Origin of the sequence: Pararcticibacter amylolyticus (assembly GCF_003130405.1) — a bacterium.
GTDB classification, from domain to species: Bacteria; Bacteroidota; Bacteroidia; order Sphingobacteriales; family Sphingobacteriaceae; genus Arcticibacter; species Arcticibacter amylolyticus.
In genome coordinates, this window is record NZ_QEAS01000005.1 from 219,514 (window position 1) to 235,259 (window position 15,746).

Consider the following 15,746-nt stretch of genomic DNA (forward strand, 5'->3'; position numbering starts at 1 on the left):
GGTGACTGCACAAAAAGGTATTATATGATTTTAGAGAGCGTGGTTGGTTTTTTTGTATAAACAAAGCTAACCACGCCGGGTGAAGGCACCGGATATAAATGATTAAAAAGGTAGCAAAAATGTTTAGGTGGTTAGCTTCTTACAGTCTTCCTGTTGTTGCTTTTTGCTTCCATTGATTCGTTTATATGAACAAGCTGATGCCGGAGACACGGCATGAGAATAATACCTGCAACATCTTTCTTTCTCCAGAAGTCTATCAGCCAGTTTGCGGATTCTACATTGTCAACGGCGCCTTCATCGAGTATCCGTTTAAGGTTGTCCTTGTAAATCTTTCTGTGCAGATCTTCCTGCTTCAGGTTCCGAATTATGTTCTCCGAATTTCTTCCTACTTCTGTTCTGTATGCCTTAAGTTCCGTTATATCTATTAATGAAGAGAAATTCATGATTTCAGTGCTGCTTAAAGAATTTCCTGTATGCCGGACCGGTGATTTGATCTTTTCCTCCCATTTGTCTTTTTCAAAAAGCTGATCCCTGCCTGCAACCAGAAGATTCATAGTGATATCCTCAATCCTGGCTGAATGCCATAGGCCGTATACAATCGTTCTTCCTTTTTTATTTACGGCGAAGCGTAGTGTTTCTTCATCCAGTCCATCCCACAATTCGTCTTCGAACGTGGTATGGACTGTTCCTGACATTTCTGAAGTAAAAACCATTGCATGGAGCTTTAAAGCAAGCTGCTTTGCTGCGTCTATGTTCTCTTTACTTTTAAACATCGAACGAAGTTCCCCAAGGGCTGAGTTCCAGGCTGGTTTATTCATTTTACAAAAATAAGGCGAATAAATATATTTGTGTGGAGGCTATCGCTTAAAGATCCAGCTGCCGAAATTAAAGAGCTTCCTGCCTGCGGTAATGTTCTGGCCCTTGAAAACAAAATAGAGATCATGGATTCCCGTTACCTGCTGACTTACCTTCTCGTTAAGTGTTTCCCATGAGTTCCAGCCACCAGTTCTTGGTATGTTAACAGAAGCTATTTTAAGGCCATTCAAGCTGTCAGTATGCACTTCCAGGATTCCCCCGTCAAGGCCGGCAGCGACAGAAGCGTGAAAGCTTGCTGGTGCCGTTGTTCCGAAATCGACAGAGCGGACTTTAATAAAACCGCCTGTCCGGATGTCAGACACAAACACGTTGCCCTTTACGTCTTGTTCTGTTCTGCATTTTTCTGCCCAGGCTATCGTTGCAGCTTTTATGAGTTGGTAAGGATCAAGAGTGCCAAGGGGCTGTACTCCTTCTTTTGTAGCGCTGATTAAGGGTATAGTTCCGTCGGTATTATACCTAAACTCTTCTATGGATGTTGCACGTCCATAGCTGCCGCCGCCGGGCAGCAACCCTGTATGGTAGAACAAGTAGGATTTGCCCTTAAAGTCGATAATGCCTCCATGGTTGGTAAAACTATTTGTGGCTTGTTCTGTCATGATCTTTCCCTGATATTTCCAGGGGCCGGTTGGATTGTCGCTCATTGAGTACGATAAGCTTTCGCCTCCCTTGCTCATGCCTGCAAACATTTGGTAGTATTTACCACCTCTTTTATAGAACCATGGACCTTCCACAAATACATCCTTAGGCCTCTCGGCGTCTTTGTTATCAGGGACCCTGGCTGTCCTAACTCCTCCAAAAGATTCAACAGTTTGAGGCACTTCCACGATATTTCCAGACCATGAGACCATATCTTTATTTAATTTTACATAGTAGAGACTGCCGTTTCCCCAGTACAAATAAGCCTGACCGTCGTCGTCAATGAAAACTGTCGGATCTATATTAGACCAGCTTCCCGTGGTGATTAATGGTTTTCCCAGAGCATCTTTAAACGCGCCTGCAGGACTATCGGCAACAGCGACACCTATTGCCATGTTATTCTGAGTGGTTTGAGCGCAGATATACCAATAAAACTTGCCATTGCGTTCAATGCACTGAGCGGCCCAGGCCCGGTCCCGCGCCCATGAAAATGATTCAAGTGAGATGGGTGAGCCATGGTCTATCCAGTTCACCATGTCAGGCGAAGAAAATACCCTCCATTTTGTCATGTAATAAAAATCATAACCGGGGATGTCGTCACCTGTATATACATATACTTTATCCTTATAGACCATCGGTGCGGGGTCGGGGGTATAGTGGGTCTGTATTACGGGGTTTTGAGCCTGGACAGTGCTGTTTATACTTAGTATAGCAAATAGGTATGCGACGATTTTATATGGCTTCATCTTTGTTCAATTATATATCGGTGCTTTAAATGCGTATTCGGGTCTGTCATGTCTTTTAAATCGACAGGCTTTTTTGTAACCATGGTCAATTCAAGGTACAGGGTAAAATTATTCAGGCGTATGGTAATGAGATGATCTGTCTGTCAAAAAGAATAGGATAAATGTCAAGTGGATTGCTTACAGGCTGTTTTAAAAGAAAGCGATAGTTTCATGAAATAGGCCAGTTAAACTTCGAAAGTTTAACTGGCCTGTATTAAACAAATAGCCGGTGATCAATGAAAATTATTGAATGTCTGAATTTAATACCAATCAACTGTAACGGTACCAATTCCACTTGAAATATTCATATATACATCTATCGTACCCCAATATGAATAGTCCGATATGCTATAACTGAAGTTGTTTGAATTGGGAGTGTTAGAGCTTATCAAGTAGAAAAAGATCGCGGGAGAATACCCAGACCCTGAATTGTTATAACTCCCGAGATCAAAATAAGTATCGTTAGGATTGGAAGTATAAGTTGGATTGAAACTTCCTGAAATATGGAGTTCATTACAGTAAGAATTAATGTTTACATGCATTTGATCAATTCCCTCTTCTCCTTCATAATACGGTTTGCGCCAGGGAGAGGTATAAGACTGAGAGCCTGCAAAAGCCAAATTGCTTGAGAATAACGCGAAAAGCATTGCGAGAATTAAAAATGTTTTTTTCATGATTTTTAGATTAAATGATTTATAATTGACCGGCTATTGTTTAATTCTTTGTTGAATAATCTACTGCTGTTCAAGCTACTTACTGCTGGTTTGTGATAAGTATCCGTTTATGATGTTTTTTTCTTCAGGGTACTTGACTTTAAGCTTCTCTGCTGTTTGAGCGCTTAATTGTTTCTCTTTTTGCGCATACAATACTTGCTTTATTTGCTCTTTGATGTAGCTAAAAGGTATGGTACTGGTGCCGTTTCTGGCTGAAACAGATATTAACAGATAATCACCATTCACTTCTACTGGAGGAGAGATCTGGCCAGTTTGTAATGCTAAAGCGGCTTCCACGAGCTTGGGATCATTTCCCGGATCGTTGATCTTTAGTTCCATAACTCTAGCGTCAGGTAACGGTAGATTGTTAGATACAACGTTATTTTTTCCGGTGGGTGCGAAACCTTGTAATTTGCGGGATAGTAACATCCGTCCCTGAAAGGCTTTTTGAAAGTCTTTAAATTTGTAGATAAGAACCGTTGCTGATTCAAACGTCCGGAACTCGCCGTTATGTTTACGATAATAATTATGGAGTTCTATTGGATCAATAACAATCTTTGGATAGATATAATTTCGCTTGTAGTATTCGAGAAAGATTCTTTGTTGATAATCCTTCCTGAATTGTTGGTAGTCCTTATCGTCCTGTATATTCATTTTTTGTGCTTCGGCAAACAGATATTGTTCGTTAATATAGGAGTGAAGCATTTTTTTAACGTCTTCCGGCTTGCTGAGAGACCCGAAGAACACGGGTTCATTTTTTACAAATTCATCAAAATCTGAGACAGTATAAGACAGGCGTTTTCCTTCAAGCGTGTATTTCATCACTATGAGTTTGGGATTAACTCCCGGCCAGCTTTTTTCTATGGCGTTAAACTTTGAAGTAAGTTCCCGGATGACAGAGTCATTTATTTCGGGATTAGCCTTGCTTAAGATCTGCTTTTCGCTTTCCCACATATACTTCCTTGTTAACATGGAAACCATATCCTTTTCAATGCTTTCCTTTTCCTGTTCATAGGTATTCTGTATTAGAGGTTTGATGGCTGCCACATGTGCTGCCACATATCCTTCTTCTGTTTCAACAGGCCCCAGCACATCGCCTGCTTTTGCATTTTCAATATCCTTTACATAAATACTAAGCGGAGAATAGGGAAACCGGGATTGCATAACCAGAAACCTGAGACTTCCGTTAGATGATGCCCGCTGTTTTAGAATATTAAAATCTTTTTCAGATGTAAGGTGGTTGTCGAATAGTTTTTTATCCTGAGTTTGGATTACCTCTATTGTAAGCTCACGGGTCCTTTTCACATACGCCCTCCTGAGATCTTTTTCTGTGACCTGAAGTTTAGGCTTCTCTTTTTTGTTCCACACAAAACCATCCACCCTTGAGGCACAAGAGCGTGATGCATATTCCAGCAACTTGTTTAAAGCACCGATAGTATCAAATCGATGGTCCAACGCGAAAGCAAGTATTCTGCCTTCTTCAATCAGTTTATCCTGGAAATCCTGATCGGTTAGAGATCTGTATTTTTCATTTTTCCTTTTGGCTTCAAGCTCGGGTGCGGTGAGCTTGTATTGACCAATTTTGAGAACTGTTTCCTGAATGTTCTTTGTATTGCAGCTAAACAGGAGGATAACAGATAAAATGATATTTAGTGGTTTCTTACACATGTTAAAATAATTATACCATACATCTTAGATACCTATAATTGTAAGGGTACACGGCCCCCTGGACAGGAGTATTTCAAGGAAAAGGATTCCGTGAAATTAGCGAACGATGATCTGCCCGGTTTACTATGTATTATGTTCTTCAGTAGCTTTTGGGAAATTTATTCCATAACCCAGGTTAAAATACAACAGGTCAGTATCTATATCCGACCTGCTGTACGGTGATAATAATGCATGATTAATCAGCAATTAATTCTCACCTTTTTTCAACGTCAAAATACTCAGCCTTTATTCCCCTGTCCCTGACAATCAGGGTGTCTTTAGTTGCGTATCGTAAATTTAAGTTCTTAAAATTAACGGTGTAATCCAGATAAATCGCACTGCGGTCTGAACCTCCTATACTATTTTTCTCTCCTTTTGAGATAAACTTTCCGCTTCCTGCTATTTCAAAATTTGCGGAATTGCTCCCTACAGTGCATGTTCCGTCATCGGCAAAATTTAAAACCAGCGTAAATGGAACGTTAGTACCCGAACTGTTCTTGATCGCTAGTGGCAGATTGGCTGTTTTCAGTGATCCAGTAGAGATACTGACAACCTCATTGTTTTCGACATAGGGTGTATGGCGAACAACGGAAGTTACAGACCCATCAGCTTTTGTAATCTGGTCCGCTCCTTTTCTCAAATAATTCCCGTGCCAGGGATTTACGTACTTAACGGCATAAAGGACATAATCTTTGGGTCTTGTTATCCAGTTTTGCATGATAAAGCGGGAGGGATTAGCAACGGCTGGGTTACCCTTAAGAATGGAATCTGCGCCGCTTAGCCCGGTCATCACCAACGGAATTACATAGGTTCTTGAAATGGAGCTGGGGTCGGCAAAGAAAGCATCGGTTAGCTGAACCTGAACCCCTCCCAGAATACTGCCTGATGGAATCGTAATCTGATTGGATGCAAGTGTATAATAGTTTGATGGCATAGGAATGATTTTGGCTCCGCCATTATTAAAATATAAACCATCCAGAAGCGATTCATCAACTTTTATGTCAATTACAACATTTTCCCGGTTCTCGTAAACTCCTCCTATGGTAGCTTTAATGTCTACTTTATGTTGATTGTCGAGAGAGTTGTCTACTAACAGCTCTTCTCCGAGGACTACAGTTCTCAGAGGATATTGCGTGGCGAAATAGGCGGCTTTATAATTGAAGTCGGGATAAGCAACCTCCTCGTTTTTACAGGATACAAGCAAAGTGATCGCAACGGTTAAACCCCTGCATATTCTATTAATTTTCATGTTTATCAAGCATTTAATTGTCGTTTTATAACTACTTCCATCCCTGATTTTGCAAAAGCTGGCTATACTTCCGCACTTCTGAATTAGGAATGGGACCGTAATACATGTAATTCTGATAAGAACGTGTTTCAACGTTGAATGGGACGAAAACGCCAGCCTTCAGATCAAGTCCCCGGGTGGTTTCATTGAGCTTGGCTATGTCCACTTTCCAGCGGCGAAGGTCCCAGAAGCGAAAACTCTCAAAGCATAATTCGAGACGACGTTCGTTCCGGATCAACTCCCGCATTTTATCTTTATCTGTTTTAATTTCCTCCAGATATGGATCATTGTTTAGCCCTAAAGCCCTTTTACGAATAGCTTTAATGATATCATAAGCTGAATAGCCATGACTGCCCTGACCGGTTGGCCCCCACGCTTCGTTGGCTGCTTCTGCATAGTCAAGGTATATTTCTGTGTATCGGATCCGTGGAGTGTAATGTGTTTTACCGCTTAACGAAATCGGGTTGCGGTTAACATCCATCCTAAGCCGTTTTCTCATATAATACCCTGTACGTGTAGAGGTTGACCTTGCGTTAATTCCGTCATCGGTTCCCGATCCGCTGCCAGTCAGGATTGTTGAATTTGATACACCAGCCGCACTTCCATTATAAATAATATACTTTGCGAGTCTGGGGTCTCTTTGAGAAAATGGATTGGATGAATTGTAGGTTGAATTTGGATGATCAATAGGAAAACCATTAGCCATTGGAAAGGCCTCTACGAGGTTTTGTGTCGGATTCATCCTGCCGTTACCAAAGAGGGAAGGGGGGAAGTTTTCTGCTTCGATATCTCCGTTGTTTGTTTGAATATTTTCTCTCCAGATAATTTCGGGCGGGTTAGCACCGTTACTTATTCCGTCAACCTCATTGGAATTGAAATTAGTATAGTACACGAGACCACTTGCCGGTAAGGCGTTAGCACCTCCCTTGTAGTCAATTACGGCTGCAGCATAGTTAGCCGCATCTGCCCATGTCACGGTGTTGGAACTGTGCTGGAAAGCAGGACTTGCTGCTAGTAATGCCAGTCTTGTGCGGAATGATTTCGCAATTAATCCATTGAACAACTGCCTGCCCGGTTCGCCCATCACCCGGTTATATGTTTCTGCGTTTTGTGTAATTGTCTTGAATCGATCCGGGATCTGAGACGCATTTACGTTATTATATTCTATGGGCAGGTAAGCTTCAGCACTGTCCAGATCCTTATAAATTTGTTTCACACAGGCGTCGAAATTAGCACGGGGTATATTGAATTCCGACTTGATAGTCTGATATTCAGTGATAATAGGTACTCCCATTAGCTGCCCATCGGGGGTGAATCCACCGTGATTACGTAACAGAAAATACATATAGAGACCGCGCAGGCCGAAAGCTTCGCCTCTCATTCTCATGTTGAAAAGCTTTGCAGCTTCCGGATCTTCCGCCCATTTTACTTTTCCCGATTGTTCAAGGAAAAGATTAATATACTGAATCGCTTCGTATGAACGGTTCCATAACGAAGCAGGATTGTTGGATGCAGTCCAGGAGCCCGTGGTCATTTGCAGCCAGCCGTCACTGAACTGATTAGTTACAGCATCATCTGTCGCGTAATCTGAATTATCATAATAGCCCGGAATAGTTCTGTATGCATTGACCACAACGCCCTGTGCATAGTTCACGTCAGTATACATCTGCTCAATGTTCTTCAGATTCTCAGGTTCGGGATCCAGGATATCCTTGCAGCCTGTAAAAACGAGAACTGCCAATCCAATAAATATTATATTAAATTTCATATAATTACTCATTACTTTGTTCATTAAAAAGAAGTCCTTATACCCAGATTAAAGAACCGGGTCTGTGGTTCCAGCCCTATATTCGTTTCCATTAGTTCGCGCTCGCGGGATATAACGAGGAGGTTATCACCCTGGACGTACAAGCTGAGTCCATGGATAAACGAATTTTTAAAAACATCCTGGTTAAAGTCGTAAGTAAGTTGTACCCTGTTCAGATCAAAGCGGTTTGTTTTATACATCCAGAAAGTGGAATTCCGGAAGTTGTTGCTGCTGTTTGTTGTCAGGCGCGGATAGGTTGCGTTACTCTTCGTGGATTCCGTCCAGCGGCCCCACACTACATCTGAGTATTTTCCGGTGCCACCTACCCAGTAATAAGAACTGTTTTTAAAGCCGATCGCTCCCCTGTTACCCGAACCTAAAGCAAAAAATGTAAGGTTCTTCCATTTAACAGTAAGGTTTAACCCATAGGTAAATGGCGACGCTGCCCAGCCTGTATGTCCCAGATCTATCTGGTCCCTGCTGTCAATCAAACCATCGTTGTTGATATCTTTGTACTTGATATCACCTGGCTTTACCGGACCGAATGTTTGTCTTGCATGATTGTCTATTTCAGCCTGGTTTTCGAAAAGGCCCTCGCTGATATATCCATAATATGCATCTAATGATCTTCCTGTCCTTGCAAGATAACTCTCCTCCGGAAGCTCATCCCTGCGTAACACCTTAGACGAATAGATCATTCCAACAAGCCCCAAAGAGTATTGCACTTGAGCAATGTTTTTGTTCAGGTTAACAGAAAAATCGAGACCAGACCGTTTGTCCTTATTGAAGTTAATCCATGGCCGGAAATCACCTGAACCGGAAAAATAAGCAGGATATATGCTAACACCCCTGGCTAGTAGTCCGTCTGTAGTCTGAGAAAAGTAATTGACATCAAGGCTTACCAGGTTTTTCCAGAGAGCGCCTTCCATGCCAACTCTGAATTCTTTACGCTTGACGAATGTGAGGTCCGGATTCTCTGCTTGTCCGGAGAGTGTTGTTCTCCCGCCTGCTACGCCGTCACGCCACTGATACCATCCCCCGAAGGTTGCAGTGTTGCTATAATAGCCCTGATATAGATAATGATCCACAGGTTCGCTGGTATTGTTGGCCCTGTAGCCAGTAATGTCTATGTCCTGATTAATAGATGCATAAGATGCCGTAATTTTCAGGTTGTCGACGAACGAAACGGTGTTTTTGAAAAATTCTTCGTCACTAACACGCCAGCCCAGTGTCACCGCTGGGGATAATGCGTTCCGCTTTCCTGGAGGAAGTTTAGCAGAGTGTATAAGTGCAGCAGAAAAATCGGCATAGTATTTTTTTTGATAATTGTAACCAGCCTGGAATCCGAGATTTGTATTTTTGAATGGCTGATAATCACTTCCTCCCTCGTTGTCGGGATCACTCGAGAATTGTCTCTTGTACCACCAACCCAGTAAAGCAGCCGTCACATTATGCTTTCCCGAAAAGTTGCGTTCATAGTTGAATTGGGATCTGACAGACATTGTCTGCGTGTAAGTAGACCTTCCTATAAATTCATTGGTTGAGTTCTTGTCCTCTCCAAATGGTTCCAGCGCCGTGATTAAATCCTGACCATTGACAGTAGCCCAGGTAGGTCTGTATGTTCTGTAGGGAAGTTGATAGGCTTCTGAAAATACGGAGGTATAATCCATGCTGTTAGCTGTTGTAAATGATAATCCTTCCAAAACCGATCTCAAATCAGCGGTTGCGTTCAAATTATACATGAATGTCCGGTTCCTGGTCTTAATATAGCCGGATGCCAGCATATCAGAAAAAACGTTAGTTGGATTAGTGCTTTGGCCGCCGAGAAGATATTTCCCGTCGATTATATGATTGCTCGTTTTAACAATGGCCTGTAGCTGGCTATTTTCAGGATCGAGCATGCTGATAGGGATAAACGGAGAAAAACGGTTGAAATTGGGTGCTATTGTTGCTGCAGATGACCAAAAGCTGCCTCTTCCTGCGTAATTATTAGAAATAACCGCCACAGCATCTGCGGAGGCTTTCAGCCATTTAGCAATGTCCATATCCACGTTCCCCCGTACATTAAAAGCAAAATCATTGTTTTTCTTTTGTTCTCCGTACTTCATCAGGCTATTATTGTATGCCAATCCCAGGTTGGTATAATAGCGTGCATTTTTATCTCCGCCGGATATTTCTGTTGTAATGTCAGATCTTGAATATGCTTTTTTAAGATACTCGGAACTGAAAAAATCGATATCCGGGTATCTGTAAGGGTTGGTGCCTGACCGCGTATTATCAATCGCCTCCTGAGTATACCCGGCACCACTTGTTGCTATTCCGTCATTCGTTAATGCTTCGTTATATAAGGTCATATAGTCAGCCGCGTTAAGATAATTGGGGTATGATTTTGGGACAAAAAGTCCCGTATTAGCCCTTACATCAATCGTCAGAGGTTTTATGCTTCCTCTTTTTGTAGTGATAAGTATGGCTCCCCTGGAAGCGCTGCTTCCATACAATATTACCGAACTTGCCCCCTTCAGTACAGTGATGGATTCTACTTCAACCATGCGGATATCAGAGGCCCGGCGTGGTATTCCGTCTACCAGTATTAAAGGGGCTTGTCCCCAGATATTTCCGGTATAACCGCCTACAAAGCTTTGAAGGTTATCAAGGCTATACGTCCCATAACTCTTCTTTAACAGATCAGGAACATTTACAATCGATATAGTACCGGTCAGATCCTCTCTGGCTATAGTACGAAAGGCAACATTTACAAGACTGTCTTGTTCTATCTGTGCGTGTAATCCTGTAAGTCCTGTAAAGAATGCTGCAATCAGAACAAAGCAGGTTTTTATATTTCTTTTCTTCATTTTGTTGACATATTGGTTACCAGCCCGGGTTTTGCTTAAATTCCTTATACATATTCACGTCTTGTGTCCGAAACGGAAACCAGTAGTGCCGGTCTCCCAGCTGCCTTTCGAATAAAACTACTTCTCTAAGATTACGGACCTTTGCATTTACAGGGTCGGCATATACCTGGGCATTTGGAGTTGCGCGATCGAATTCAATAGCTGTCTTTAGAGTGTAAGGACGCTGAGTCAAAAGCAGCCACCGGCGCAGGTCATTAAAACGATGTCCCTCAAAAGAGAGCTCAACCGCCCGTTCGCGACGAAGCTCCTGTAGAAAATCTGCGGTTGAACCGAGGTATTTTTCCGCAACCCCGGTAACTCCTGCGCGGTTACGGATTTTGTTTACTGCATCTGCTGCTGATAAATTGTAGCCAGGCGCCATACTTTGAGGACTCCCATATCCCACTGCTGTGGCTTCAGCATATAATAAATACACGTCAGCCAGCCGCATTAAACTCATTACACAAGTGTTGTTATCTCTGTATCCATCAAACTCATTGGAAAGTTTGGATATATACTTGGCGAGAAGATACCCTGTCCACACCTTCTTATTGTCATCTGCTGTCCTGAATAGTCCGTTAGTAAAAAGGCTGGCGTATTGTCTGTACTCATTGTTGCCGACACTCTGAGCACGTACAACAGTTTTTTCTCCGTCGAACAGGATATCATTGTAGAAACGGGGATCGCGGTTTTTCCATGGATATTCCGGATCGTAACCCGATTCTGGATCTTTCGTTGCAAGGTCTTTAATCGGAAGGCCGTTAGCCATCCCATAATAATTAACATAATTAGCGGTAGGATAGACCTTGATTCCGGTTTGATTAATAGTGTTTGGGCGGTAATCATTTACCTGGTTATAACGCCAGCGACCGCTTGCTTCGGTCAAATTTTCCAAAAGAATAGATTCCTTAAGCCCTGGTAGCTTACCCCCTGCATTCCACGTATAGAATACTTCTCTATACTGCGAAAATGATGCTAACTCATAACGTTTGGTTGATTCTATTACATTAAGCGCCTCAGCAAAAACATCAGCTGCCTTTTTACAATATCCGGGATTGTAGTCACTGCTCCCTGTAGATTCCCTGTTCATCAAAGGACTTCCAGCCCATAAGTAATTTTTGCCAAGAAAAGCCAGGGCCATGATCCTATTGATCCGCTGGCTGTTCCTTCCTGTAGTTTGCTTTCCTGCTTGTGTCTGATCCCAGTCAACAGGAAGAAGTTCTGCAGCCTTTTGTAAGTCTTCTGCAACTTTATCTGCCGTTTGCTGATAGTTTAGCCGTGAAAGCTTAATGACCTGGTCGGTAGGCAGAACCTGGTCAATATAAGGTAGACCTCCCCAGTATTCCATTAAAACAAAATGGAAATATCCCCTGAAAAAATATAGCTGGCCGGCAATAAGATTTTTTTCTTCCTGGGTTGCATCTGTAAGCTTATCGAGATTTGCAAGTCCCACGTTGGCCTTACGAATGCCGTACCATGAGAGCTGCCAAAGCCGGCCTTTTTTGAAGCGATCTGTATTAGAAGGATCTCCTCCGTCTGCCTTGAAGAAATTATAATAAGCACTCTCCCATGCCCGGTAGTCGCCCTGGTCAATAGCATAAGCTATTACCCTGGTTTCGCCCACCTGCCAAAATTCTTCCTCTCCCAGATTCCAGCTACTATGGTATTCATTCCCGGAGAGCATTGGAATACAATTATACAATTCCTCAGTGAATCCCTGGAAGTTCCTGAAGTTCTTATAAGGATCCGTTTCGGCGATATCAGCTAGTGGAGATCTATCTAAATATTTCTTACATGAACTAAGTGTCAGGGTCGCCAGTAAAATGGCGAGCGGAACTAATATTTTTTTAAAGAGCTTCTTCATCCTTAGTAATTTATAAGGTTATATCAATACCTAAATTGTAACGTCTCATAGTAGGGTAGGACCCTCCGGAGCCGAATGGGTCTGATCCAAAATTGGCCTCCCGGTCATCCGGCATCTTCGTCCACAACCACAAATTGTTCCCGTTTAAATAAACTCTGCAGTTCTTTAAACCAAGTTTATTTATATGTTTAGCTGGTAAATTATAGGCTATTTCTGCATTTTTTAAACGCCAGTAGGAGCCATCGTACAGGTATCTCGTTCCTGAAGCTCCGTCAGGATCGTTCGTTGTGAACCGTGACAGCGGAACTTCACCGCCCCCGTTTTCTAAATTAAAGAAAGGCCTTTCTACAAAAACGACATTGCTTTTCGCCTGAAAGTTAGGGAACGAAACCGGACGAGTTACGTTGTTTACTCCATAAAACTGCACAAACAAGCTTAGCCGCTTCCATTCAAAGCCAAGGCTTGCGTTATAGGTGTTCTGTGGAGTAGGAGTGTAACCGTATGGTGCTGAATCATTGACGTCAATAACCCCGTCTGCGTTAAAGTCAATAATATTATAATCTCCCGGAAGCTTGTTCTGGTTGTTTGAGGAACGGGTGGTACTTCCGAAAACATCATCCCAGCTTTCAAGGAATCCATGATCAACATGAGTTCTTGTTTGGCCGATTGCGTACCCAGCTTGCTTCCGGTATGCAGGAGTGAGCTCAGGATCATCCCTGAAATTTGTGATATTAACAGCATGAGTTAAACTGGTATTGGCCCAAATGCGAATGTTTTTAAACGAATGGTTTAGTTTGAGCTCGAACTCGTAGCCCTTACTTGTTACTTCTCCAAGGTTTACTGTCGGAGCAAGACCACCAAAGCCATAAAAAGATGGAATAGCGCGGTCACTTCCGCCGATTATAATATCGGTCCTTTTGTCCTTGAAAATGTCTACGGATCCCGAGATCTTTCCCTTCAGAAAACCATAATCAATACCTAAGTTTCGTTTTTCAACATTCTCCCAGGCGAGATTTGGATTCCCCAAAGCGGTTATACGATAAAACGTGTATGGTGTATTCGCTGGAATGTCGCCCATTTGAGTGTTGCCCGAATAAGCATAAGCGTCTCTGAAAGGCCAGCGCGGAAGCCACGACGGGATACCATCATCTCCAATTTTTCCCCAGGAACCGCGAAGCTTCAATATGTCCACTAAGCCCAGGCTTTTTAGAAAATTTTCGTTACTGATCATCCATCCCGCTGACAGGGAGGGGAAAAATTTGAAGCGCTTTTCTGGCCCGAATTTTTCAGAACCATTATAAGCGCCGTTTGATTCAAAGAAGTACTTTAATTTATAGTTATAAGTTGCTCTGAATACCCAATCCTCTCTGAATGACGGGAACACGCCGCCTCTGGCCTGCCTCTGTCGTTGAAAAAGCCCCATTGCCGTGAGATCATGGTCTCCAAAAGTCCGTGCATAATTTAACTGAAACTGATAATTGGTGTTCCGGTAGGTGAGGTCTTTATTTACCTCACCATTTGCAACTCCCCAGCTAATTCTTTCGTTAAAATCGAACTGTGTGCCGGTATCTATTTTCTGCTCATAGGTGACCAGACCTGTTACAGGATTGATATATTTGCGTTGAGCTGGATTATTCCGGTCGTCAATTCCGCGCCTTCTTTCCTGGAATGTATTGTCCATAGAAAGACTCCCTCTAAAACTGAGACCTTTGGTAAGTACATCCAACTGTTGCTGGAGTATAAAATCTGTGGTCAACTGTGTGTTTGTTCGTTTCTCTAAACCCGAATAAGCAAGCCAGAATGCTGCGTTAGGCTGATCCTGGGCTGATGTTGCATAATATCCATATGTTCCATCAGAATACCTTGCACGGAAGATGTCAGGAGATGTCCGGTAGGCCGAAGACCAGTATGCCACATCATTGTCTCCCATCTCATAAGGAACTTTCCGGACGCCGTTTGAACCAAACAACTTGGTAGAAAATTTAGTCGTTTTGGTGAGATTGAAATCCAGATTGCTTCTTATGTTAATACGGTTATATCCGAAGCCAGCTTCATAGCCACGGCCGTTTGCCATTGTTTTGAACAAATCACCTTCCTGGGTAAAGTCAAGACCGGCGAAATAATTGACAAATTTAGATCCCCCAGATATATTAGCGGCAGTATTGTAAGACATTGCCCTATCTTTAAACAATTCCTTCACCCAATCAACATTGGGATACCTGTCCCAGTCCTCCACACTCGTTGGGTTCCGGTATTTGTCTATTCTTTCCTTTGGTGTATACGCCGACCATGCATTAAGATCAGCCAGTGCTTCCCTTTCGAGGACCAGGTTCTTAATCATCAGTGCATCATAGGAGTCGTATTTTTCGGGAAGCTTTGATGCTTCTTTTACTGTCATGTTAGAGCGTATCTGAATCTGTGCTTTTCCCGTTACCCCCCGTTTAGTGGTAACAAGGATAACTCCGTTTGCACCTCTAACACCGTAAACTGCGGTCGCGGAAGCATCTTTCAGTACAGAAACGCTTTCAACAGAAGAAATATCGAGAGAGCCGAGTGGCCGTTCTATTCCATCCACCAGGATTAGTGGAGAACTATTATTCCACGAACTCTGACCCCGAATGAGAATCTGCGGGTCTTCATTGCCTGGCATACCGTTGGTGGATGACGTAACCACTCCCGGAAGGTTTCCGGTTAACGCCATTCCCAGATTGGTAACCCCTCCGGAACGTTCGAGCACTTTTCCTGTTGTCTGCGTGATAGATCCAACAACGCTTTCCCTTTTTTGCTGTCCATACCCCACAACAACGACTTCTTTGAGAAGCTTTACATCGTCTTCGAGAACGATTCGGAGGGTAGTGTTGCCTGCAACTTTTACTTCTTTAGTTACCATACTAATAAAGGAGACGTGCAGGGTCACATTGTTATTCGGAACGATCAGGGTGAATTTTCCGGCCTGGTCTGTCATGGTACGCCTCGTATTGTCTCCTTTAACACCTACTGTGGCACCAGCTATTGGCTGGCCGTTTGTGTCTGTAACAGTTCCTCTCAGTGTTATTCTGTTCTGTGCGTTAATGGTAAAAACACTGAGAAGCAGGAGCAAAATCAGATACGTAATCTTTTGAAATTGCTTTTTTTCATTTTTCATTATTATCAGATTTATGAGAATAAATAAGTAATGC

Annotated in this window: 9 protein-coding genes; all 9 read right to left on the bottom strand. The window is 42.8% G+C overall.

The features are described from left to right. Nucleotides 1-131: 131 nt before the first annotated feature. The 9 genes from DDR33_RS08000 to DDR33_RS08040 all read right to left on the bottom strand — a co-directional run bounded on the left by DDR33_RS08000 (nucleotide 132) and on the right by DDR33_RS08040 (nucleotide 15,712). A complete protein-coding gene (locus tag DDR33_RS08000; RefSeq protein ID WP_109415247.1) occupies nucleotides 132-818 on the bottom strand; it encodes a hypothetical protein in 687 nt (228 codons plus the stop codon). A gap of 39 nt (nucleotides 819-857) precedes the next feature. Then, a complete protein-coding gene (locus DDR33_RS08005) occupies nucleotides 858-2,258 on the bottom strand; it encodes a glycoside hydrolase family 43 protein (protein ID WP_109415248.1) in 1,401 nt (466 codons plus the stop codon). A gap of 299 nt (nucleotides 2,259-2,557) precedes the next feature. Continuing rightward, on the bottom strand, nucleotides 2,558-2,971 hold the full coding sequence (locus DDR33_RS08010; protein WP_109415249.1) for a hypothetical protein: 414 nt from the start codon (nucleotides 2,969-2,971) through the stop codon (nucleotides 2,558-2,560). 75 nt (nucleotides 2,972-3,046) lie between these two features. Continuing rightward, nucleotides 3,047-4,678: a peptidyl-prolyl cis-trans isomerase gene (locus DDR33_RS08015; protein WP_109415250.1), complete on the bottom strand. Its 1,632-nt coding sequence runs from the start codon at nucleotides 4,676-4,678 to the stop codon at nucleotides 3,047-3,049. Nucleotides 4,679-4,931: 253 nt separating this feature from the next. Then, nucleotides 4,932-5,966, bottom strand: a complete 1,035-nt coding sequence (locus tag DDR33_RS08020) for a DUF5627 domain-containing protein (protein WP_109415251.1) — start codon at nucleotides 5,964-5,966, stop codon at nucleotides 4,932-4,934. Between the two features lie 31 nt (nucleotides 5,967-5,997). Then, entirely contained in the window at nucleotides 5,998-7,773 is a 1,776-nt protein-coding gene (locus DDR33_RS08025) for a RagB/SusD family nutrient uptake outer membrane protein (protein ID WP_109415308.1), read from the bottom strand. Nucleotides 7,774-7,796: 23 nt separating this feature from the next. After that, nucleotides 7,797-10,664, bottom strand: a complete 2,868-nt coding sequence (locus DDR33_RS08030) for a SusC/RagA family TonB-linked outer membrane protein (RefSeq protein WP_109415252.1) — start codon at nucleotides 10,662-10,664, stop codon at nucleotides 7,797-7,799. Nucleotides 10,665-10,680: 16 nt separating this feature from the next. Next, nucleotides 10,681-12,567, bottom strand: a complete 1,887-nt coding sequence (locus DDR33_RS08035; RefSeq protein ID WP_109415253.1) for a RagB/SusD family nutrient uptake outer membrane protein — start codon at nucleotides 12,565-12,567, stop codon at nucleotides 10,681-10,683. A 10-nt stretch (nucleotides 12,568-12,577) separates the two neighbouring features. Continuing rightward, complete coding sequence (locus DDR33_RS08040; RefSeq protein ID WP_238387715.1) at nucleotides 12,578-15,712, bottom strand: SusC/RagA family TonB-linked outer membrane protein; 3,135 nt, start codon at nucleotides 15,710-15,712, stop codon at nucleotides 12,578-12,580. Between the last annotated feature and the right edge of the window lie 34 nt (nucleotides 15,713-15,746).